The 19,664-nt window shown below is 61.8% G+C and carries 20 protein-coding genes; 3 read left to right on the forward strand and 17 right to left on the reverse strand.

Going from position 1 to position 19,664, the window contains the following annotated elements; all coding sequences use genetic code 11:
- Window positions 1–8: 8 nt before the first annotated feature.
- The 13 genes from atpA to IGX34_RS04455 all read right to left on the reverse strand — a co-directional run bounded on the left by atpA (window position 9) and on the right by IGX34_RS04455 (window position 12,193).
- Complete coding sequence (gene atpA / locus IGX34_RS04395) at window positions 9–1,559, reverse strand: F0F1 ATP synthase subunit alpha (protein WP_192554429.1); 1,551 nt, start codon at window positions 1,557–1,559, stop codon at window positions 9–11.
- Between the two features lie 24 nt (window positions 1,560–1,583).
- Entirely contained in the window at window positions 1,584–2,120 is a 537-nt protein-coding gene (locus IGX34_RS04400) for a F0F1 ATP synthase subunit delta (RefSeq protein WP_192554430.1), read from the reverse strand.
- A 3-nt stretch (window positions 2,121–2,123) separates the two neighbouring features.
- Window positions 2,124–2,594 (reverse strand): F0F1 ATP synthase subunit B, encoded by a 471-nt coding sequence (locus IGX34_RS04405; protein ID WP_192554522.1) that lies wholly within the window; start codon window positions 2,592–2,594, stop codon window positions 2,124–2,126.
- Window positions 2,595–2,682: 88 nt separating this feature from the next.
- The gene (atpE, locus tag IGX34_RS04410) at window positions 2,683–2,973 is read right to left on the reverse strand and encodes a F0F1 ATP synthase subunit C (RefSeq protein ID WP_338015414.1); all 291 of its coding nucleotides are present in this window, start codon (window positions 2,971–2,973) and stop codon (window positions 2,683–2,685) included.
- A 50-nt stretch (window positions 2,974–3,023) separates the two neighbouring features.
- Window positions 3,024–3,833 carry a F0F1 ATP synthase subunit A gene (atpB, locus tag IGX34_RS04415; RefSeq protein ID WP_192554432.1) on the reverse strand — a complete coding sequence of 270 codons (810 nt, stop codon included), beginning with the start codon at window positions 3,831–3,833 and terminating at the stop codon, window positions 3,024–3,026.
- 3 nt (window positions 3,834–3,836) lie between these two features.
- Entirely contained in the window at window positions 3,837–4,202 is a 366-nt protein-coding gene (locus IGX34_RS04420) for a hypothetical protein (RefSeq protein WP_192554433.1), read from the reverse strand.
- A gap of 209 nt (window positions 4,203–4,411) precedes the next feature.
- Complete coding sequence (locus IGX34_RS04425; RefSeq protein ID WP_192554434.1) at window positions 4,412–4,804, reverse strand: phasin family protein; 393 nt, start codon at window positions 4,802–4,804, stop codon at window positions 4,412–4,414.
- Window positions 4,805–4,958: 154 nt separating this feature from the next.
- Window positions 4,959–5,321: a 6-carboxytetrahydropterin synthase QueD gene (gene queD / locus IGX34_RS04430; protein WP_192554435.1), complete on the reverse strand. Its 363-nt coding sequence runs from the start codon at window positions 5,319–5,321 to the stop codon at window positions 4,959–4,961.
- Between the two features lie 60 nt (window positions 5,322–5,381).
- On the reverse strand, window positions 5,382–6,821 hold the full coding sequence (zwf, locus tag IGX34_RS04435; protein WP_192554436.1) for a glucose-6-phosphate dehydrogenase: 1,440 nt from the start codon (window positions 6,819–6,821) through the stop codon (window positions 5,382–5,384).
- Window positions 6,822–6,824: 3 nt separating this feature from the next.
- Complete coding sequence (gnd, locus tag IGX34_RS04440) at window positions 6,825–7,877, reverse strand: phosphogluconate dehydrogenase (NAD(+)-dependent, decarboxylating) (protein WP_225737167.1); 1,053 nt, start codon at window positions 7,875–7,877, stop codon at window positions 6,825–6,827.
- Window positions 7,874–10,195, reverse strand: a complete 2,322-nt coding sequence (pgi, locus tag IGX34_RS04445; RefSeq protein WP_192554437.1) for a glucose-6-phosphate isomerase — start codon at window positions 10,193–10,195, stop codon at window positions 7,874–7,876. The genes gnd and pgi overlap by 4 nt, the downstream gene beginning before the upstream one ends.
- Window positions 10,192–11,265: a transaldolase gene (gene tal / locus IGX34_RS04450; protein ID WP_192554438.1), complete on the reverse strand. Its 1,074-nt coding sequence runs from the start codon at window positions 11,263–11,265 to the stop codon at window positions 10,192–10,194. The genes pgi and tal overlap by 4 nt, the downstream gene beginning before the upstream one ends.
- Window positions 11,266–11,599: 334 nt before the next feature.
- Window positions 11,600–12,193 carry an HAD family hydrolase gene (locus IGX34_RS04455; RefSeq protein WP_192554439.1) on the reverse strand — a complete coding sequence of 198 codons (594 nt, stop codon included), beginning with the start codon at window positions 12,191–12,193 and terminating at the stop codon, window positions 11,600–11,602.
- Window positions 12,194–12,400: 207 nt separating this feature from the next.
- Between IGX34_RS04455 and IGX34_RS04460 the strand changes: the two genes are divergently transcribed.
- The 3 genes from IGX34_RS04460 to IGX34_RS04470 all read left to right on the forward strand — a co-directional run bounded on the left by IGX34_RS04460 (window position 12,401) and on the right by IGX34_RS04470 (window position 14,810).
- Complete coding sequence (locus tag IGX34_RS04460) at window positions 12,401–13,282, forward strand: EamA family transporter (protein WP_192554440.1); 882 nt, start codon at window positions 12,401–12,403, stop codon at window positions 13,280–13,282.
- A 266-nt stretch (window positions 13,283–13,548) separates the two neighbouring features.
- Window positions 13,549–14,361 (forward strand): hypothetical protein, encoded by an 813-nt coding sequence (locus tag IGX34_RS04465; protein WP_192554441.1) that lies wholly within the window; start codon window positions 13,549–13,551, stop codon window positions 14,359–14,361.
- A 173-nt stretch (window positions 14,362–14,534) separates the two neighbouring features.
- Complete coding sequence (locus IGX34_RS04470) at window positions 14,535–14,810, forward strand: hypothetical protein (RefSeq protein WP_192554442.1); 276 nt, start codon at window positions 14,535–14,537, stop codon at window positions 14,808–14,810.
- Between the two features lie 677 nt (window positions 14,811–15,487).
- On the opposite strand, the gene IGX34_RS04475 is transcribed toward IGX34_RS04470, so the two are convergent.
- Genes IGX34_RS04475 through IGX34_RS04490 form a run of 4 tightly spaced genes read right to left on the reverse strand, consistent with a single transcriptional unit; the run spans window position 15,488 to window position 19,662 of the window.
- Complete coding sequence (locus IGX34_RS04475; RefSeq protein WP_192554443.1) at window positions 15,488–16,093, reverse strand: hypothetical protein; 606 nt, start codon at window positions 16,091–16,093, stop codon at window positions 15,488–15,490.
- A 2-nt stretch (window positions 16,094–16,095) separates the two neighbouring features.
- Window positions 16,096–17,073 (reverse strand): hypothetical protein, encoded by a 978-nt coding sequence (locus tag IGX34_RS04480; protein WP_192554444.1) that lies wholly within the window; start codon window positions 17,071–17,073, stop codon window positions 16,096–16,098.
- Window positions 17,074–17,104: 31 nt separating this feature from the next.
- Complete coding sequence (locus IGX34_RS04485) at window positions 17,105–18,901, reverse strand: toprim domain-containing protein (RefSeq protein ID WP_192554445.1); 1,797 nt, start codon at window positions 18,899–18,901, stop codon at window positions 17,105–17,107.
- The gene (locus IGX34_RS04490; RefSeq protein WP_192554446.1) at window positions 18,901–19,662 is read right to left on the reverse strand and encodes a hypothetical protein; all 762 of its coding nucleotides are present in this window, start codon (window positions 19,660–19,662) and stop codon (window positions 18,901–18,903) included. The genes IGX34_RS04485 and IGX34_RS04490 overlap by 1 nt, the downstream gene beginning before the upstream one ends.
- Between the last annotated feature and the right edge of the window lie 2 nt (window positions 19,663–19,664).

Consider the following 19,664-nt stretch of genomic DNA (forward strand, 5'->3'; position numbering starts at 1 on the left):
CCTGCTGCTTACCAGCTGCCGGTCTTCTTGTACTCGTCGAGACCGGACTTGAAGACGGCTTCGATGTCGTTGTTCCAGTCACCGGTGGCCACGATCTTCTTCATCAGCTCGCCCTGGTTCTGGTGGAAGAAGGCGTGCAGTCCCTTTTCGAACGGCAGCACCTTGTTCACCGGCAGGTCGTCCAGGTAGCCCTTTTCAGCGGCGTACACGGACAAAGCCAGTTCGGCGATCGACAGCGGCGCGTACTGCTTCTGCTTCATCAGCTCGGTGACGCGCTGGCCACGATCGAGCTGGGCGCGGGTGGCCGGGTCGAGATCCGAGGCGAACTGCGCGAACGCAGCCAGCTCGCGGTACTGCGCCAGCGCCAGCTTCACGCCGCCGGAGAGCTTCTTCACGATCTTGGTCTGGGCCGAACCGCCCACGCGCGACACCGAGATACCGGCGTTCACGGCCGGACGGATACCGGCGTTGAACAGGTCGGTTTCCAGGAAGATCTGGCCATCGGTGATCGAGATCACGTTGGTCGGCACGAACGCAGACACGTCGCCGGCCTGGGTTTCGATGATCGGCAGCGCAGTGAGCGAACCGGTCTTGCCCTTCACTTCGCCGTTGGTGAACTTCTCTACGTATTCTTCGGACACGCGCGCGGCGCGTTCCAACAGGCGCGAGTGCAGATAGAACACGTCGCCCGGATACGCTTCGCGGCCCGGCGGGCGCTTCAGCAGCAGCGAGATCTGGCGGTAGGCCACGGCCTGCTTGGACAGATCGTCATAGATGATCAGCGCGTCTTCGCCGCGGTCGCGGAAGTATTCGCCCATGGCGCAGCCGGAGTACGGCGCGATGTACTGCAGCGCGGCCGATTCGGAGGCGGAAGCAACCACCACGATGGTGTTGGCCAGCGCGCCGTTCTCTTCCAGCTTGCGCACCACGTTGGCGATCGACGAACGCTTCTGGCCGATGGCGACGTAGATACACTTAATGCCGGAATCTTTGTTGTTGATGATGGCGTCGACGGCCAGGGCGGTCTTGCCGGTCTGGCGGTCGCCGATGATCAGCTCGCGCTGGCCGCGGCCGATCGGGATCATCGAGTCGACCGACTTGTAGCCGGTCTGCACCGGCTGGTCGACCGACTTACGCCACACCACGCCCGGCGCGACCTTTTCGATCGGCGAGGTGAGCTTGGCGCTGATCGGGCCCTTGCCGTCGATTGGGTTGCCCAGCGAATCCACCACGCGGCCGAGCATTTCCGGACCGACCGGCACCTCGAGGATGCGGCCGGTGGTCTTGGCGGTGTCGCCTTCGCGCAGATGCTGGTATTCGCCCAGCACCACGGCGCCGACGGAATCGCGTTCCAGGTTCAGCGCCAGCGCAAACGCGTTGCCCGGCAGTTCGATCATTTCGCCCTGCATCACGTCGGCCAGGCCGTGGATGCGCACGATGCCGTCAGACACGCTGATGATCGTGCCCTCGTTGCGGGCTTCCGCGCCGAGCTTGAACTGCTCGATGCGGTTCTTGATCAGTTCGCTGATCTCGGACGGGTTCAGAGTGGTGCTGGACATGGTCGTGATCCTGAATGTGTATGCTTAATTCGTAAGGGCCGATGCCAGGCGCTGCAGGCGACCGCGGGCGGAGCCGTCGATCACTTCGCTGCCGGTATCGATCACCACACCGCCGAGCAGCGAGGGGTCGACCTGGGTTTCCAGTTCGATCTCGCGCTTGAAGCGGCGCTTCAGCGATGCCTTGAGCTCTTCGGCCTGCGCAGCGTCCAAAGCCATCGCGCTGGTGACCTTCACCAGCAGCAGGGACTCGGCGTCGCGCTTATAGGTTTCATACAGCGCACCGATTTCCGGCAACAGCGTCATGCGGCGCTTCTCGGCCAGCTCCGCCAGGAACTTGCCGAAGGTGCTGTCGGCCTGCATGCCCTGCGGCAGATGCAGACCCACCAGCTGGGCGGGCTGCACGCGCGGATCGATGCTGAGCGCGGCCACGCGCGGGTCCTTCGCCACTTCCGCGGCGAACGCCAGCGCCTGCGACCAGGCGGCGAATTGGCCTTCCGCCTGCGCCAGCTCGAAAGCGGCGCGGGCGTAGGGGCGGGCGAGCGTGATTGCCTGGGCTGCCATCGATCAGATCTCGGCAGCGAGCTGGTCGAGCATCGCCTTGTGCGTGGCCGGATCGATTTCGCGCTGCACGATCTTCGACGCACCCTGCACTGCCAGGGCGCCGACGCGTTCGCGCAGCTCTTCGCGGGCGCGCTGCGCCATCGAAGCGATATCGTCCTGCGCATTCGCCTTCAGGCGATTGATCTCGGCGACTGCATCAGCGCGGGCCTTGTCCAGAATCTGGTTGGCCTGCTGCTGCGCACGGTCGATGATTTCGGTTGCCTGCTGGCGTGCCTGCTTGATCTCGGCCGCCACTTTGCTGTCGGCGTCCTTCAGTTCGGCGTGCGCGCGCTCGGCGGCATTGAGGCCATCAGCGATTTTCAGCTGGCGCTCTTCGATGGCCTTGGTGACATTGGGCCAGATGAAGTGGACGCAAAACCAGATCAGGATGGCGAAGGCGATCATTTCGCCGATCAAGGTTGCGTTGAAATCCAACATCGCTGCGATACCTGTACGTGTCGATTGCTAGAGGATGCGGCCGCTCAAGGACGGCCGCACCGGCGATGGCCCTGAGGCCAGCGGATTAACCGCCAGCGGTGTGCAGCGCACCCAGCAGCGGGTTGGCGAACGCGAAGAACATCGCCAGCGCCACGCCGATCAGGAAGGCCGCGTCGATCAGGCCGGCCAGCAGGAACATGCGGCCCTGCAGCAGCGGGACCAGCTCAGGCTGACGAGCAGCGGCTTCGAGGAACTTCGAGCCCATGATGCCGATGCCGATACAGGCGCCAAGTGCACCGAAACCGATGATCAGGCCGAGCGCGATGGCGGTGAAGCCCTGGACTTGGGCAAGGTGAGCGACTAGTTCCACGGTGATCTCCTCGAGAAAAGAAAAGCAGTTGTTCTAATGAAGGGAAAGCGGATGAATCAATGGTGGTCGTGAGCCATCGAGATATAGACGATGGTGAGCACCATGAAGATGAAGGCCTGGATCGAAATGATCAGGATATGGAAGATTTCCCATACCGTGTAGCCAATGATGCCCATGCCGAACAGCGCCCAGCTACCGGCACTGAACAGGCCCGCGATGAGCATGAACACCAGCTCGCCGGCATACATGTTGCCGAACAGTCGCATCGACAGGCTGACCGGCTTTGACGCCAGCTCGACGATGTTCAGCACGAAATTGGGAATCCACAGCAGCGGGTTCGAACCGAACGGCGAGGTGAAGAGCTCGTGCATGTAGCCGCCGAAGCCCTTGGCCTTGAAGCTGTAGAAGATCACCAGCACCAGCACCGTGATCGACATGGCGAAGGTGAGGTTGAGGTCGGCAGTCGGCACCGCACGGAAGTGGCCTGCGCCCGCCGCGTGCGTGATCAGCGGCACCAGGTCCACCGGCAGCAGGTCCATGGCGTTCATCAGGAACACCCACATGAACACCGTCAGCGCCAGCGGGCCCAGGAAGCTGCGGTCGCCGTGGAACACGTCCTTCACCTGGCCATCGACGAACTCGAGGATCAGTTCGACAAAGGCCTGCCCCTTGCTGGGCACGCCCGAGGTGGCCTTGCGCGACAAGGACCAGAACCACAGACAGAACACCACGCCCAGCAGCAGCGAGACGGTCAGCGAGTCGATATGCACCGACCAGAAGCCTCCCGGGCTCATGCGCACCGGCTTGAAGTGCGTGAGGTGATGCGTGATGTATTCGGAAAGACCGCCCTGCGGCTCGCTTGCCATCTCTTAACCCTTGAATCTGAACGCCAGCAGATTAACCGCGTAAGCCACCACCAGCCCCGTAATGGCGGCTAGCGGCGGCAATTTGTATTGAAACATGATCGCGATCATCCCCCCGATGATCACCATCCATTTCAGGATCATGCCCGTCAGGAAGCGTCCCAGCGCCAGGCCGGCACCGCTTACCTGACTGAAGACCCTCACCGACAGCAGCGCGGTACCCAACGCCACGACCGTCGCTCCCGCCGCTGCCGCTATCGCCTCGCGCCGACCCTCCAGCGCGAAAACGAGGCCCACGCTGAACGCCGCAAATAGCTGCCATAGCAGCAATCGCAGGGCGAGACGTCGACCGGAAGCAAGACTGTTGAGCACGTGAGGTTCCCGCGGTTGCGCACCAGGCGTAAACACGCCACGGGTCACGATCCAATCCGGAAAATTATATCAGCGTGACTTTTGGCCCAGCAAGCCGAGCTTGCTGCGACACGCCGCCTCACGGGGGGCCGTGCGGACAGAAAAAGGCCGGACACAGCGGTCCGGCCCAAGGCATATCGCAAGGGGAGTCGCGATACGCGGGAAGACGATTACTTGCCGGTGGCGGCTTTCTTGATGGCGGCAACCGGGGCGGCCACGGCTTCGTTGGCAGCCTTCTGCTGCTCCTGCAGGAGCGCATTGAGGGATTCGGCGGTCTTCTGGGTCACGGCGACCACTTCCTTGGTCACGGCCACAGCGTGCTCAGCCTGCTCGCGGCTCAGCGAGGTGCCCTTTTCCCACAGGCCGCGCAGAGCGTCGATATCGCGCACTTCAGCCGCCTGGGCAATGAAATCGGCCGTCGCCTGGGTCTGCTTTTCGAACGCAGCCAGCTGCAGTTCGGCAACCTGCTCCAGACCCTTGATGGTCAGGGCGTGCGCCTTGAAGGCGTTGTCCGACAGCTGCTTGGCGTAGGCAAAGATCTGGTTGTTCAGTTGCTGAGTCATGGCGTTGTCCCTCGACAGGGAGATGGGAGAGTGGGACAAAGCCTAACAGGGGATTTTGTGCACTGCAATATCTTTTTTGTTAAAAAAGCGATATGTCACAAAATCTTCAACAAACACAGCCGGTTGGTGACAGATCGATTAATCTTGCGGCGCGTCAAAAGCTATCCCGGGTGCAGGCCGCACCCGATGTGCAGGTCTCGTGCACCACTACTTTGTCCAGCCCCGGCAGGGCCGGCTCCAGGCGCCGCCAGATCCAGCGGGCGAGCATTTCGCTGGTGGGGTTTTCCAGCCCTTCGATATCGTTGAGATAGCGGTGGTCGAGCTGTTCGTAGAGCGGCGCGAAGGCGGCTTTTACGTCGGCGAAATCCATCACCCAGCCCAGTGCGGGATCCGGCTCGCCGCGCAGATGGATTTCGATACGGAACGAATGGCCATGCAGCCGCGCGCACTTGTGGCCGGCCGGCACATTGGGAAGCCGGTGCGCGGCTTCGATCTGGAACACTTTGAAGATATGCATGCGGCTATTGTACTGCCGCCTCTCGCGGTGCCGCAGCGATCGCCGCGGCACCGGCGTTACTCAGTCGTCGCCATTGCGTGCGATCGAGCGCCATTGATGATCGGGATCAAGCAGCCGCGCCTGCGTCGCCGGCCCTTCGGAACCGGAGGCGTAGAAATCGGGCGTGCCTTTCTCCCATGCCTCCAGCACCGGCGTCAGCACGCGCCAGGCCCATTCCACCTCGTCGAAACGCAGGAAGTTGGAGCGATCGCCGCCTAGCGCATCCAGCAGCAACTGCTCATAGGCGGAAAACTCGCGATCGTCCGGCGTGGCATAAGGCGCCGTCAGCGTCACCGGACGCCCCGCCAGCTTTACGCCCGGCTGCTTGGCAGTGACCAGCAGATCCATGCGCTCGACCGGGCGGATGCGGAAAATCATCCAGTTGTTGCCCGCATGCACGGCGTGCGGAATCGGCCCCGGCACTTCGCGAAACTGCACCGCGATTTCGGAGTAATTGGTGGCCAGGCGTTTGCCGCTGCGCAGATAGAACGGCACGCCGTGCCAGCGCCAGTTATCTACTTCAAGCCTCAGTGCGGCAAACGTCTCCGTATTGGAGCCGCGCTTGATACCGGGTTCGCTGCGGTAGCCGATCAGTTTTTTGCGCCCCAGCTTGCCGGCCCGGTACTGCCCGCGCACTGCGTGCTCGTCGACGGTACGACTGGTGATGGGAATTACCGAACGCAGCACTTCCACCTTGTGATCGCGCAGCACCTCGGCATCCCAGCTCGAAGGCGGCTCCATCGCAGCGAGGCTGAACAACTGCATCAGATGGTTCTGCAGCATGTCGCGCAGCGCGCCCGCTTTGTCGTAATAAGCCGCGCGCTGTTCGACACCCAGCGTTTCGGCGTAAGTAATCTGCACCTGCGCAATGTGCTGGGTATTCCAGAGCGGCTCGAGGAAGCGATTGGCGAAGCGGAACACCATCAGGTTCTGGGTGGTTTCCTTGCCCAGGAAGTGATCGATGCGCAGGATCTGTTCTTCTTCCCAATACGCATGCATCTGCTCGCGCAGCGCACGGGCGGATTCGAGATCGGTACCGAACGGCTTTTCCACCACCAGGCGGCGCCAGCCGCCGCGCGGACTCTTGGAAAAACCGGCCTCGCCCAGCGCCGTGGCCGCCACGCCGAACAACGGCGGCGGCAGCGCGAGGTAGAACATGCTGGAAGGGCTCAATTTATCCTTGAGCGCCGCCAGCTCATCGGCCTGCAGTTCGCCGCCCACATAATCGAGCTGGCGGCGAAAGCGATTCCATTGCGCCGGCGTGTAGTCCACCGCAAACGCCTGCAATGCCTTCTGGATATGCCGCTCGAAATGCTCGCGCGTCCATGCCTCCTTGGCATAGCCCACGATACGCAGCTCCGGTGTCAGGCCCAGCAGATGCAGTCGGAACAAGGCCGGCATCAGCAGGCGCTGGGTGAGATCACCGCTGGCGCCCAGGATTACAAGCGTGGTGGCCGTCATCGATCAATCCTTGTTGTCGGTCTTGATCTCGTGATGGCCACCGAATGCATGGCGCATGGCGGACATCACCTTGTTGGCGTACAACTCGTTGCCTTGCGAGGTGAAGCGGCCGAACAGCGCCGCCGTAAGCACCGGCACGGGTACGCCCTCGTCGATCGCCGCCTGCGCCGTCCAGCGGCCCTCACCGGAATCGGACACGCGGCCGGTGTAATCCTTCAACGAGGCATCGCGGCTCAGCTCGTCAGCGGTAAGGTCGAGCAGCCACGAACCGACCACGCTGCCGCGGCGCCACAGCTCCACGATGTCGCCGACCGGAAAGTCGTACTGATAAAGCTCCGGCCGCTCCAGCGGCGAGGTCTCGGCGTCGGCATTGCGCTTCTGCTTGCCGGCATTGGCGTTCTTCAGCACGTTAAGGCCTTCGGCATACGCCGCCATCAAGCCGTATTCGATGCCGTTGTGCACCATCTTCACAAAATGGCCGGCACCGCTTTGACCGCAGTAGAGATAACCCTTTTCGGCCGGCGTCGGATCGCCGCTGCGGCTGGCACTGCGCGGTGCCGCGTCAAAGCCCGGCGCCAACGCTGCAAATGCAGGTTCCAGCCGTTGATAAGCCTGCTCGGGGCCGCCGATCATCTGGCAATAGCCGCGTTCGCGTCCCCATACGCCACCGCTGACGCCCACATCGACATACATGATCTGATGCTTGCCGAGTTCCGCCGCGCGGCGCAGATCTTCCACGTAGTGCGAATTGCCGCCATCGATCACCGTATCGCCGGCAGCCAGCAACGGCACCAGCTGATCGAGTACGGCATCCACCACCGCCGTGGGCAGCATCAACCATACGGCGCGCGGGCCTTCCAGCTTTTCGGCCAGATCCTGGATCGACTGCGCCGCCGTCGCGCCATAGCTGGCCGCTTCTTTGCGCGCATCGAGATTGGTGTCGAAAACCACGCAATCGATGCCGGCCTGCTGCATGCGGCGAACCATGTTCAGCCCCATGCGGCCCAGCCCGACAAAGCCGAGTTGCAGCGTCTGCTGCGCTTTTCCTGCACTCATGTCTTGTTCTCCCACAAACGGAATCCACCGGCGAAGGCATTGTGATTGTCACCACGGCGCACGCCTTCCGGCAGCTCCAGCAGATGCCGCACGTTGCCACCGCCGAGCACGATGTAGTCCGGCTCCAATGCGGCCTGGAAATGCTTGATTACATCGACCACGTTGGCGTGCCACTTCTTCTTGCCGAATTTCTTCAGGCCACGCGCGCCGACATAGTCTTCGAACGTGCCCTTCTTGTAAGGCAGATGCGCCAGCTCCATCGGCTCGATCAGGCCATCGACGATAAAAGCGGTGCCGAGCCCGGTACCCAGGCCGAGGAACAGCATGCGGCCGCCCTCATAGCTGCCCAGTGCCTGCATGGCGGCGTCGTTGATGAGCTTCACCGGGCAGCCCAGCGCCTTGGCGAAATCGAAACCCACCCAGCCCTTGCCCAGATTGTAGGGATCGCGCGCGATGCGCTCGTGCAACAGCGGGCCGGGATAACCAATGCTTACCGCGCTGTATTTCCAGCTGCGGATGGCCGGCTTCAACTGCTTGATCATGGACTCCGGCGTAAGCGTGCGATCGGACTTGATCTCCACTTCGCGCGGATTGCCGCTGAGCATTGCCTTGACGTGACTGCCGCCGATATCGATCACCAGCACCCGCTGTGCGGACGACTTGGCAGCGGGCGCCGCCGCATCGTCCTTGGCCGTTTTGTGGCGCGCCTTGCGATACCAGGCAATGGTGGCATTGGTGGCGCTGTCGTGATTGAGTGGCTTGCGCGGCGACTCGATCTCTTCCACCACGCGCAGCGCCAGCTGCTTGCCAAGCTCCACGCCCCACTGATCGAACGGATTGATATGCCAGATCGCCGCCTGCGTAAACACGCTGTGCTCGTACAGGGCAATCAGGCTGCCTAGTGCCGTCGGCGTGAGGCGATCGGCAAGCAGCAGGCTGGAAGGGCGATTGCCTTCGAAGACGCGATGCGGTGCCAGCTCGTCGCTGATGCCTTCGGCCTTGACCTGCTCCAGCGTCTTGCCGAAGGCCAGTGCCTCGGCCTGTGCGATCACGTTGGCGATCAGCAAGTCGTGATGGCGTCCGGACGGATTCAAGGACTGCGCGAAGCCGACAAAGTCGCACGGAATCAGGCGCGTGCCCTGGTGGATCAGCTGATAGAACGAATGTTGTCCGTTGGTGCCCGGCTCGCCCCAATAGACCGGGCCGGTCTGGTAGTCCACGGCGCTACCGTCCAGCGTGACATGCTTGCCGTTCGACTCCATGGTGAGCTGCTGCAGGTACGCCGGGAAGCGTTTCAGATATTGCTCGTAGGGCAGCACGGCCTGCGTTTCAGCACCGAAGAAGTCGGTGTACCACACGCCCAGCAGGCCCATCAGCACCGGCAGATTGCGCTCCAGCGGCGCGGTACGGAAGTGCTCGTCCATGGCGTGGAAGCCGGCGAGCATTTCGCCGAAGGCATCCGGACCCAGCGCAATCATGGTCGATAAGCCGATCGACGAATCCATCGAGTAGCGGCCGCCCACCCAATCCCAGAAGCCGTACATCTGCTCGGTGGAGATGCCGAATTCTTCCACGGCCTTTTCGTTAGTGGAGAGCGCGACAAAATGCTTGGCCACCGCCTTCTTGTCGCCGCCAGCCGCCGCCATCAGCCAATCGCGCGCGCTGTGCGCGTTGGTCATCGTCTCCAGCGTGGTGAAGGTCTTGGAAGCAATGATGAAAAGCGTTTCGTCCGGGCGAAGATCGTGCACCGCTTCGGCGAAATCGGTGTAATCCACATTGGAGACGAAGCGTAGCTGCAGCTTGCGATCGCTGTAGTGGCGCAGGGCCTCATAGGCCATCACCGGCCCCAGGTCGGAGCCGCCGATGCCTACATTGACGATGTTGCGGATCGGCTTGCCGCTGAAGCCCAGCCAGCTGCCGGCGCGGATCGCATTGGCGAACGTGGCCATGCGCTTGAGCACGTCGTGCACTTCCGGCACGACGTTGACGCCGTCGACCTTGATCACCTTGCGCGCCGGCGCGCGCAGCGCGATATGCAGTGCCGCTCGCTGCTCGGTGACATTGACCTTTTCGCCGGCGAACATCGCATCGCGCCGGGCTTCCACGCCGCATTCGCGGGCCAGTGCAAACAGATGTTGCAGCGTCTGGTCGTTGACGCGGTGGCGCGAATAGTCGAACTTCCAGCCCGCCGCGTCAGCGCGATAACGCTCGGCGCGGCCTGGATCGGTCTTGAACAGATCCCGCAGATGCTGTGCGGCGAGTTCCGGTTGATGTGCTTCTAATGCGCGCCATGCTGCTTTCTCGCGCAAGGCGCTCATGCGGTGGCCCTCACGCGCTCGCCGATGGTGTCGAGCAATTCGCGCCAGGATTTGACGAAAGCCTCGGCGCCCTCTTCCTGCAGCGTCTGCGCCAGCGGCTCCACCTGGATGCCGGCGGCTTCGAAGCGGGCCAGCGTGCTGTCCACATCGTCGCCGCCCAGGGCCATCAGCTGCTCGGCCTTGCCATGGTCAGCGAACGCCAGCAGCGTTTTCTCGGGCATGGTGTTGACGGTCAGCGGGGCGATCAGGTTTTCGATGTACATCACATCGCTGGCTTTCGGATCCTTGGTGCCAGTGCTGGCCCAGAGCAGGCGCTGTACGCGCGCGCCGGCATTCTGCAGACGCTGCAAACGCGGGGAATCCAGCAACTGGCGGTACTTGGCGTAGATCTGTCCGCACACGGCGAAGCCGAGCTTGTTTTGCAGGTCGGCCGGCACCTTGTCGGCCACCTTCACGTCCCAGCGGCTGATGAATACCGAGGCGACCGAGGCCACATCCAAATCCAGCCCCGCTGCATGGCGGCGTTCCAGGCCACGCAGCCAGGCGTCGGCGGCGGCCTGATATTGCTCGGCCGAGAACAGCAGAGTGACGTTGATCGGCACGCCACGGAAGATCAGCTCTTCGATCGCGCCGACACCGGCGGGCGTGCCCGGCACCTTGATGAAAAGATTGCGCACTGACGCCTGCTTGTGCAGCGCCACTGCCTGCTCGATGGTGCGCGAGGTGTCGTTGGCCAGCAGCGGCGACACTTCCAGCGAGACCCAGCCGTCCACGCCGTGCGTGTGCTGGTAGACCGGTTCGAAAATCGCCGCGGCGCGGCGCAGATCGTCGATGGCCAGCCCGAAGAACGCCGTCTCCGGCTCCACCTGTCCGGCGGCGCGGATCGACGCGTCATAGTCCTTACCGGCCTTGATTGCCTGGGCGAAAATGGTGGGATTGGACGTGAGGCCGGTGACGTTCTTCTGCTCGCGGTAGCCGAGCAAGGTGCCGTCCCCCAGCATGCTTCGCGTGATGTTATCCAGCCACAGGCTCTGGCCGAGCCCATTCAGCGTGCGGGTTGGATGGTCCATTGCAGTACTCCTAAGGTGAAATGAGGCGAGTTATCCGTCTGGACCGGGGCAGTCCGCGAGGTCGCTCGCAGCAGTGTCAAAATTCGGCAGGCCCATCCGCGGATGCAGCCGTGCTCATGGCCGTGCATCACCTGGGTACCTGCGGCGCCGGCGCCGGATGGCAGCGCAGTGCGCAGGATTCAAGTGACAGGCCAATCAGCATAGTCCTTTTAGCGCGAGGTGCCACGCGCCAGATTAGCAAGCCGGATGTCACCGCCTGATGACCATGGGGCATGTGCCCATGGGCATCGCGCGGCCCGTGCCGGATGACAAGAACGTGTCATGCACGGGCGCGCTAGGCCACCTCTCGCCAGCGGTAATATTTCTTGTGCGCCATGCCCAGCATGTCGAGATCTTCCTCGGTGTCGCCGTAGGCATATACCAGCGGGAAGTGCCGGAGCTCGCAGGCCTCGCGTACGCGCCTGGATTTTTCTGCGCCAACACATTGCAGTCCGTCATAGCGCCCGGTCAACTTGCCCGCCACTACCTCAAGGCGCGAGCAGATCAATTCAAGCCCCTGCTCATGGCACCAGTGCTGGAGATACACATTCAGCGCACCCGAAACGACTACCACGCGATCGCCTTGCTCGCGGTGCCAGCGAATCCGCTCCAGCGCCATCGGTCTCAGCACGGTCGGCAGGATTTCACGAGAAAAGCGCTGGCCCATCTCGTTCGCATGATCGGCCGGCATGCCGCGCAAGCCAAAGTTCACAACGCGTGCACGAATGGTGTTGCCGGACACCACGCCCAGCTTGTAGCCCAGCAGCATCGGCCCAAACACCGGGGCGGCGAGCAAGCGGCGCCGGCGCGATACTGCAAAGCGGATGAAATCGCCAAACATTGCCTTGTGGGTAATCGTGCCGTCGAAGTCGAACAAGGCCAGATTCATGCGGAAGTGCTTCCTTCGTGGATGGCAATGGTGACTCGTATGATCGATAGGGGATGCGGCGCATGTCCATGATGGCGTCTTCGAGTGCGGCGTCAGATCGCCGCCAACGAGAAACTGTTGCCATCCGATGTCAGCAGCGCGATTGGGACGGGAAGTTTTTTCGCCGGCCGGCCTGCATCATGACCTTATATATCCCGAGTCCCCACCATGCCTTCTCGTTTGTCGTTCGGCCCCACGGCGTTGGCGATCGGCGCACTGCTGATCAGCATGGCGTCGTATCAAGCCGGCGCGGCCGTCGCCAAACAATTGTTTCCACTCGTCGGAGCGCAAGGCGCCACCGCATTCCGGCTCGGTTTGGGCGCGCTGATCCTGTTGCTGCTGCGGCGACCGTGGCGCAGTGCACACAGCCACACCGGCTGGCGCGCGCTGTGGGGCTACGGCCTGTCGATGGGCGTGATGAATCTCGTGTTCTATATGGCCTTGCGCAGCATTCCGCTGGGCATTGCGGTGGCCCTGGAATTCAGCGGCCCACTGACGCTTGCGTTGTTTGCATCGCGCCGCTGGTCGGATTTCGCATGGATCGCCCTGGCAGTGATCGGATTGCTCTTGCTATTGCCGTTGCGCGGGCACGCACAAGCGCTCGATCCGACAGGCGTGTTGTATGCACTGACAGCAGGTGTCGGCTGGGCGCTCTATATTCTGTTCGGGCAGAAAGCCGGCGCAGCTTATGGCCCGGACGCAGTGACCCTGGGCATCGCCATCGGCGCCCTGGTAGCGGTACCGGCGGGCTTCACGCATGCGGGCATCGCCTTGCTGTCGCCCGCCCTGCTGCCGCTGGGATTGGGCGTGGCACTGCTGAGCTCGGTGCTGCCTTATTCGCTCGAAATGGTGGCCCTGACGCGCCTGCCCACGCGCACTTTCAGCGTACTGCTGAGCCTGGAGCCCGCGGTCGCCGCACTGGCCGGAGCGAGTTTTCTGGGCGAGCAGCTGGACACCCTGCAATGGCTTGCCATCGGCGCCGTCGTGGCAGCGTCCGCCGGCAGCGCATGGAGCGTGCGTCGCCCGATCGTGGAACCGTCAGTGAATTGACCGGCATCGACACACGAAAACCCCGGAATTACGCGGGTTTCGTCGATTGCGGCAGGGAAAAGGATAGATGGTGGTATGGGTGCACCGGAATAAGTCGATTATCTATTTGATAGATAAGATTTAAATTCCATTGCCATTTGCCTGTTACCGTCAAAGTTACCGTCGCCACGCACCCACTAGACTCGCGTTTATCTGGCGTTTGGAAATCTTCCCAAGCCAGGCACGTCCAGACGTCCGAGAGCCCATTCCACTTTCGGACCTCTGCCATGAAGCCAATCCGCCTTCTCCCATTCCTCTCGATCGTCAGCCTATCCGGCTGCATCTTCCCAGCCCCCGCTGGGGCTCATTACGAACTCGGTAGCTTCACCGCGAAGCCGAACGATCAATGTGCCCCGTATTACCTTGATCAACCGCGGGCCATCTCCAGCATCAATGCCTCAATCGGACAGGCCGGCGGTGTGGAACAGCGTATTTCGTCCATTGACGAGTCCCGGAGCATCACTGTCGACGATGCCAGGGTATTGGGCATCCCGGTTGACCCCAACGGCGCCATTCAAGGAATTGCCTGCTATGCCACCCTGCATTACCAGGCCGGCGGCACAGAGACGGGGGTGCTGACCTCCGTTCGCTCGGACCCGAGCCAGCCCTACCGCCTCACATGGATCAGCCAGCAAGCCCTAAACGAAGCCAGGAAGGCCCAGGGCGAGCGGGAAGAGATGGCCAGGGAGCGCTTACAGGAAGAGCATCAACGGTCGATCGCATATAGCGGTTATCTGCAGGCCTGCACGCTCGAATGGAAGATGGGGATCGAGGCGAAGTCCCTCCTGGCCTCGGGAGAGCCCCAAGGAACCGTCGAAGAGGATTTGATCAATCGGCATGCCTACGGGCCATCTGGGCAGGTCTACCGCGATTCTGATGACCTGGCCGAGTTGGTCCGCCGGGTAGTAGCCGCGGTTGCCATGCGCCCGGAGATGCGGAACCAAGCCGGCGTTCCAGATTACGCGAGCCATGAATTTCTGGAGGATTGTCCCGCTAGGGCTCGTAAAGCGATGGAACAGGCTACGAAAACGTCCGATTAAGATCGTTATCGGCCAATATCAAAGCCGGCTCGCGCCGGTCAGGATGGGGCGGGCACTCCTGTCCCATCGCTGCTTCTCAACCGTACGCAACAAATTTGACTGGTCTTGATTGCCGGGATGCGGTACGTCCGCTGTGCGCCGCACACATGCCATAACCACTGGAGAGGCCATTGATGTCCGAACAAGAAATGCTCGAAACCATCAAGCGGAGCGAGGACATCTGTTCCGCCATGGTCGGAGCCATGAAGGCCCTGGAGTATGGGGTGCGTACCCTGATCGCCACCCATCCTGATCCCGAGCTCATGAAACACACCTGGCACGACCTTCTGTCGGACCTGCCGGATCGCCATCAGGATACTTCGGCCCCGAACCCCCAGCTCTTCAACGCCACGATGAGCGCCATGCTCGGGGTGTTAACGGGACAGATCGACCTGGCCGCCCGGCCGTGATTTTGAGCCGGGCGATGGCAGCCTCATTTTGGGCGCCCTACCATCACTCGGCCTTCACAAAATCTTTTCTGCGCCATCGTATTCATGACCCCGGAGCCACCGGATCCAATCCCGGCATGGAAGCCTGGATCTCTGCTGCCAGGCGAACCAATAGGAGGTTTTCCGGTTTCAAACCGGAGAACTCAGGGGCGCGGGCAACTCGTCAATTGCTAATGCGCTTCCCGCTCAAATTCGAAATGCATCAGTTGGTTAAGTCATCCTCGCGCGCGTGCGCGCGCAGGTAGCGCGCGCGAAGTGAGAAGTGACACGTATCGGCTATCTCCCTCTCTTCTCAAACTGCGTGGCCACCCAGTTCTTGAGCTTCCTCCGCTCCCTCAATCCCTGCTCAATCGATGCCCGAGCCTTGGGTGACTTGCGCCGTATGGCCGGCCCCGCATGTGAAAAGCACCGGCCGTTCGGATAGATCCCAAGGGCGCGACACGGGCGTCCTGACATGGTTGGAGCGTTGCACAGGCGAGGGTCGTCGCCAGCATAGTCAGCCGGAATGCCGCGGCTTGTCTCTCCTGGAGCTGGGTTCGACTTCCTGGGGAGGGTTTTCCAATACGTGAGATCGGGACGTTCCTTCCGCGTTTTCTTGCCGGTGCCATCAGTTGGTGTCGTGGGTGGAATCTTGCGGGTCATGATTGCGGTCCTCCTGTCTCGGTGGGCGTCCCGCTGCCCGGCGCGTAAAGGTGGGTGTGCGAATCGAACAGCACGCCGTCGATCGTCAGGCCAGTACCGTTGAGGGTGACCGTCTTCCCACCGAAGCTCATGGTGATGCCGTCGTCGTTGACGGTGAGCGATGCGTTGCCGCTGGTTGTCCGGATGATGGCTCCGTTCGGCCCCTCGATCTGGGCAGCGTTCTGATCGATCGGCGGCGAGTTCTTGTTGCTGAGCGGCAGGAAAACCAGCGTGGAGAGGTTGCCGTGGAAGGCCATGTTGGCGATCCCGGTGCCCATGCCGGTCACGCCGGCGAGGCTGACGTCGCCCGGGATCGTCAGGCCGATATCGCCCACCTGGGTCGGCATCCGCACCCACTGGCTCTCGGCTTTTGGAATGGTGATCTGCGGCAGCGTCCAGGGCGTCGAGTCGACTTCGAACTTCACGGTTACCAGCGAGCCGCTTACGGCCACCACACTGCAGGGTAGTGCGCGGCCGGTGTTCTGGATTGCCTGCTGAGCACGGCCAATGGCCAGGCTGTTGAGTGACCTTTGGAGCGAAAGCTTCGTTGAGTTGTTGCCCATGGTCAGCCAGCCTCCACGCAATCGAAAACAGTGGCCCAATCCTCACCGGCAGGCGATCGATAACTGCCGATATGCCGGATCGACGCGATGGTGAAATTGTTTTGAAAAGTGGACTGGTTCTTGTTGGTCGACGCGATGCCGGCGCCATCCGATGACAGGGCGGCGCCCGATGGCGCAACCACAAAGCCAGGTCCATTTTGGAGGCCTTTTGGCATCGTAATAACCGATCCAATCTGCAGGTCCGCGCGCATCACCGTTTTCATCTGCATGGTTTTGGTTGCGATCCAGGTCGGTTGGCCGATGAGATCGGTGAAGACTATTTGAATAGGCGAGGGCTTATAGGTTTTGTCGAAGATGATGAACTTTCCGCCCTGGAGCGTGATCGTTACCCGTTGTTGGAAAACCTTCTCGGTCAAATCACCGATGTATTGTGAGAGCTGCTCAACCGTGGCGCAGAAGTGACATTTCGTCGAATCGAACACCAGGTTCGATCCGATGTTCATGCTCACCGGAATGCTGGGGTACACGATCGACAGCGTTGCTTTCAGCGTATCTGCCAGCGATTGGCCGGGGAGCCAATTCAAGACGAAGTTGCCGGGAAGGTCGTTGGAATGGTCCGGTGGATAGATGATCAGATCTAGGCGCATGTCGGTGCCCTCCCAATTTCCGAATGCCTGCCAGATCTGCCCTTGCAGCAACATGCCGCTTTGCAATGGATTGGCTAGTGGTAGTCCCTGCTTCATTCCGCCGTACACGGCGATGTTCATGCCGACAAGTTTGTACGCCTGGCTGATGTTCACCAAGGGGACGCCATGAATTGTCAATGCCATGGCTCCCGTGGGAACGTTGTAGGGCGCAATCGGCATATCGAATTCGACGTTCAACGCAGCAGGGTCAAACGTTCCGCCAGGGTGCGATGTCAACTCGATAAACGGTTTCGTTCCACCGCTTTGTGTGATTACGATGTTGTAGAAGCGCATCGTTCATTTACCTTGAAATTCGGGCCAGCACTTACGCGCTGACGTGGTTTGTTGCAGGCACCGCGGAAAAAGGGACCATTGGTCGCGGAGCATGATCGGGCGCGGCAAGAAACTGGGTGGTGGATTTGTCGAACCAGAGTGCGATCGAGGGTTCAACGCCCGTCGCGCGCTGCTTGAGCACGTTGAGATACGTGCTAGCCGTTCCGATGCGATCAGGGACTGGCGTGCCATCACGTTCGAGACGTTCGAGTGCCCGCTCGAGCGGCTTGTTGCGCCAGACTTCGATCAGGGTATCGACCATATCGGTGATTCCGCCGGACCCCTTCACGGCCATCTTGCCGGCAGGGTGGTCTTCACCATCGCCCTTGCGCATGTGGGCAACAATTGCGACGTGAGTCGATTCCAATCGGGCGAAGTCCGAAAGCTCTTCGACGAATCGTTTCTGGCCCGAGTAATCGTCATCGTCGAAACCGCACTTCGTGAGGTTATCGATGACAAAGAGCTCGATGGCGTAGCGCCGGCGCGCGTATCGGAAAACCTCCAGGATGCGTTGGGCTTTGGCAGAGCCTGCGACATCGAAGGCCCAAAGCTGCCCTTTGAGCGCGCGGACAATAGCCCGGATATAGGCCTCGGTCGGATGAGGTGTGCCAGCGATCTGGCGAGCCATGCGCATCAGCCATACCGGCGTCCTGAATTCCATCGATGCGACACAGCATCGGACGTCATGGGTGGCGAGGTCACCGACGACCTGGGAGATGACTGCGCTCTTGCCATGACCATTTACGCCAGCCCAGATCGAGGTTTCGCCTGGGCGCAGGAGCAGGACGTTATGGGTCTTCTGCCACGGAAGTCGCATGCCGTCGTCAACGCGCGTAAATTCGCTCCAGACCGCGTCTTCGAAGTCCGCAGCCGGCTTCAGCTCCGACGGATCCAGCGTGCGTGCGTCCCGGAGTGCGGCGGCCATGTCACCGGCCTCAATGCCTCGCATCAGGCAGTCATTGGCGTCCTTGTGCGCCAGGCGCACGATGCGGCAGCGCTCACGCCCGAGTCGTTCGGCGATCTCTCGTTCTGCCTGCTGGCCGGGGCCGTCACTGTCCAGGGAGAGGTAGATGGTGTCGTAAACCGCCAGCCGATCGAACTCCGAGGCGATCCAGCCCTGCTTGGCACCGCCGCCGCCGCCCATCGGCACAGACAGCGCCGGGAACCCGTAGGTGTGCCAGGCCATGGCGTCCAGCTCTCCCTCGGTGATGATCACGCTGCGCGCGTCATCGGCGATCGCTTGCCATCCGAAGAGGCACGGTTCGCAGTCGGGGTCCTGGCGAAAGGACTTCGGCAGCTTGCGGTACTTCGCCGCGATCAATTCACCATCACGCAGGTAGGGGAACATCAGCCAGCCATCACGCGAGGCGAGCTTGTACGCGTCGATAGTGCTGGAAGCGATTCTGCGAGTCGCTGTGAGCCACGCAGTATGCTCTGAATGGAGACGTAGCACCCCCTCCTTCGTCGGTCGCTGGAAGCGTTTCTGTGGTGGATCAATTTTGTCTTCGCGGATGCCGAGGTAATCCATCGCCTCCTTGCACGCGTCACGTAGGGAGAGTTTCCGCGAAGCCATCCAGAGTCCGATCAGGTCGCCGCTTTCGCCGGTACTGAAGTCGCTCCACACGCCCGCCTTGTCGCCGGTGAGGTGCACGCCGAGCGATTGACCAGCCTCGCCTTCGGAAGACCCTGCGCGCCATTCCTGGCCCTGGCGCTTACCGTTGGGAAGCAGCATGCGGACGACGGCGTCGACCTGCGCGGAAAGTCGCTGCGCAATCTCGGTAGCACGCATCAGATCGCCCTCCGCAGCAGGTCGCTGTTTTCAGCGCGGGAATCACCGCTGTCACCCAAGTCCATGGGAACCTCGTCCTCCCAGCGGCGTCCGTTGAGCCAGGTCGCGGCATGGGGGATGTACTGACCGCCGTCACGCTGCCACTGGTCCGTCTGCTGCTGGCGCTTCACCGCGGCGAGCATCCTGCCCAGCAACTCGCCATCGGGCTTGAGCTTGGCGAACGCCTTCATCGCGGCTCGCTTGCCCGCATGCCGGGGATACGCTGCCCAGAACCGATCGAATTCCACGGTTGGATTTTCGACACGTCGCTCAGCTGGCTGAGCAAGAGGTTTTTTCTGGATAGGGGAATCAGGAATCAGGGAAGGGGAATCAGCCGGGCCGGAACTGTGCGAGCACTGTGCTTGAACCGGGTCAATACCAGTGCAAGCACTGTGCATGTCTGGTGCTGGTATCGAGCTAGCCGGTTCGCGAACGTGTGGGTTCTGGTGCTTTTTGAAGGCGGGGATGGCAATATATGGCGCTCCATCAATGACATAGCGGATGATGAAGCCGCGTTGCTCGAGTTCTGTCAGCAGTTCGTCGACGTCGCAGTTGTCGTACGCCAAGTACTCTGCCTTCAGTCGTTTCGGCCGATCTTCCAAGCGACCCTCGCGATCCGCCTCGCACCACAAGCCCGAGAACAGGATGCGAGCAAGTGGCTGGCACTCCGCCAACCGATCGTTTTTGAAGAAGCCGGGTTTGATGTTGCGGGCGCGTGCCATGG

Source organism: Dyella acidiphila, assembly GCF_014863405.1.
GTDB lineage: Bacteria > Pseudomonadota > Gammaproteobacteria > Xanthomonadales > Rhodanobacteraceae > Dyella_B > Dyella_B acidiphila.

Excerpts from the sequence above, each read along its gene's own strand:
- atpA (WP_192554429.1), bottom strand. The coding sequence starts at position 1,559 with ATGTCCAGCACCACTCTGAACCCGTCCGAGATCAGCGAACTGATCAAG.
- IGX34_RS04400 (WP_192554430.1), bottom strand. The coding sequence starts at position 2,120 with ATGGCAGCCCAGGCAATCACGCTCGCCCGCCCCTACGCCCGCGCCGCT.
- atpB (WP_192554432.1), bottom strand. The coding sequence starts at position 3,833 with ATGGCAAGCGAGCCGCAGGGCGGTCTTTCCGAATACATCACGCATCAC.
- IGX34_RS04425 (WP_192554434.1), bottom strand. The coding sequence starts at position 4,804 with ATGACTCAGCAACTGAACAACCAGATCTTTGCCTACGCCAAGCAGCTG.
- queD (WP_192554435.1), bottom strand. The coding sequence starts at position 5,321 with ATGCATATCTTCAAAGTGTTCCAGATCGAAGCCGCGCACCGGCTTCCC.
- zwf (WP_192554436.1), bottom strand. The coding sequence starts at position 6,821 with ATGACGGCCACCACGCTTGTAATCCTGGGCGCCAGCGGTGATCTCACC.
- gnd (WP_225737167.1), bottom strand. The coding sequence starts at position 7,877 with ATGAGTGCAGGAAAAGCGCAGCAGACGCTGCAACTCGGCTTTGTCGGG.
- pgi (WP_192554437.1), bottom strand. The coding sequence starts at position 10,195 with ATGAGCGCCTTGCGCGAGAAAGCAGCATGGCGCGCATTAGAAGCACAT.
- tal (WP_192554438.1), bottom strand. The coding sequence starts at position 11,265 with ATGGACCATCCAACCCGCACGCTGAATGGGCTCGGCCAGAGCCTGTGG.
- IGX34_RS04455 (WP_192554439.1), bottom strand. The coding sequence starts at position 12,193 with ATGAATCTGGCCTTGTTCGACTTCGACGGCACGATTACCCACAAGGCA.
- IGX34_RS04460 (WP_192554440.1), top strand. The coding sequence starts at position 12,401 with ATGCCTTCTCGTTTGTCGTTCGGCCCCACGGCGTTGGCGATCGGCGCA.
- IGX34_RS04465 (WP_192554441.1), top strand. The coding sequence starts at position 13,549 with ATGAAGCCAATCCGCCTTCTCCCATTCCTCTCGATCGTCAGCCTATCC.
- IGX34_RS04470 (WP_192554442.1), top strand. The coding sequence starts at position 14,535 with ATGTCCGAACAAGAAATGCTCGAAACCATCAAGCGGAGCGAGGACATC.
- IGX34_RS04475 (WP_192554443.1), bottom strand. The coding sequence starts at position 16,093 with ATGGGCAACAACTCAACGAAGCTTTCGCTCCAAAGGTCACTCAACAGC.
- IGX34_RS04480 (WP_192554444.1), bottom strand. The coding sequence starts at position 17,073 with ATGCGCTTCTACAACATCGTAATCACACAAAGCGGTGGAACGAAACCG.
- IGX34_RS04485 (WP_192554445.1), bottom strand. The coding sequence starts at position 18,901 with ATGCGTGCTACCGAGATTGCGCAGCGACTTTCCGCGCAGGTCGACGCC.
- IGX34_RS04490 (WP_192554446.1), bottom strand. The coding sequence starts at position 19,662 with ATGGCACGCGCCCGCAACATCAAACCCGGCTTCTTCAAAAACGATCGG.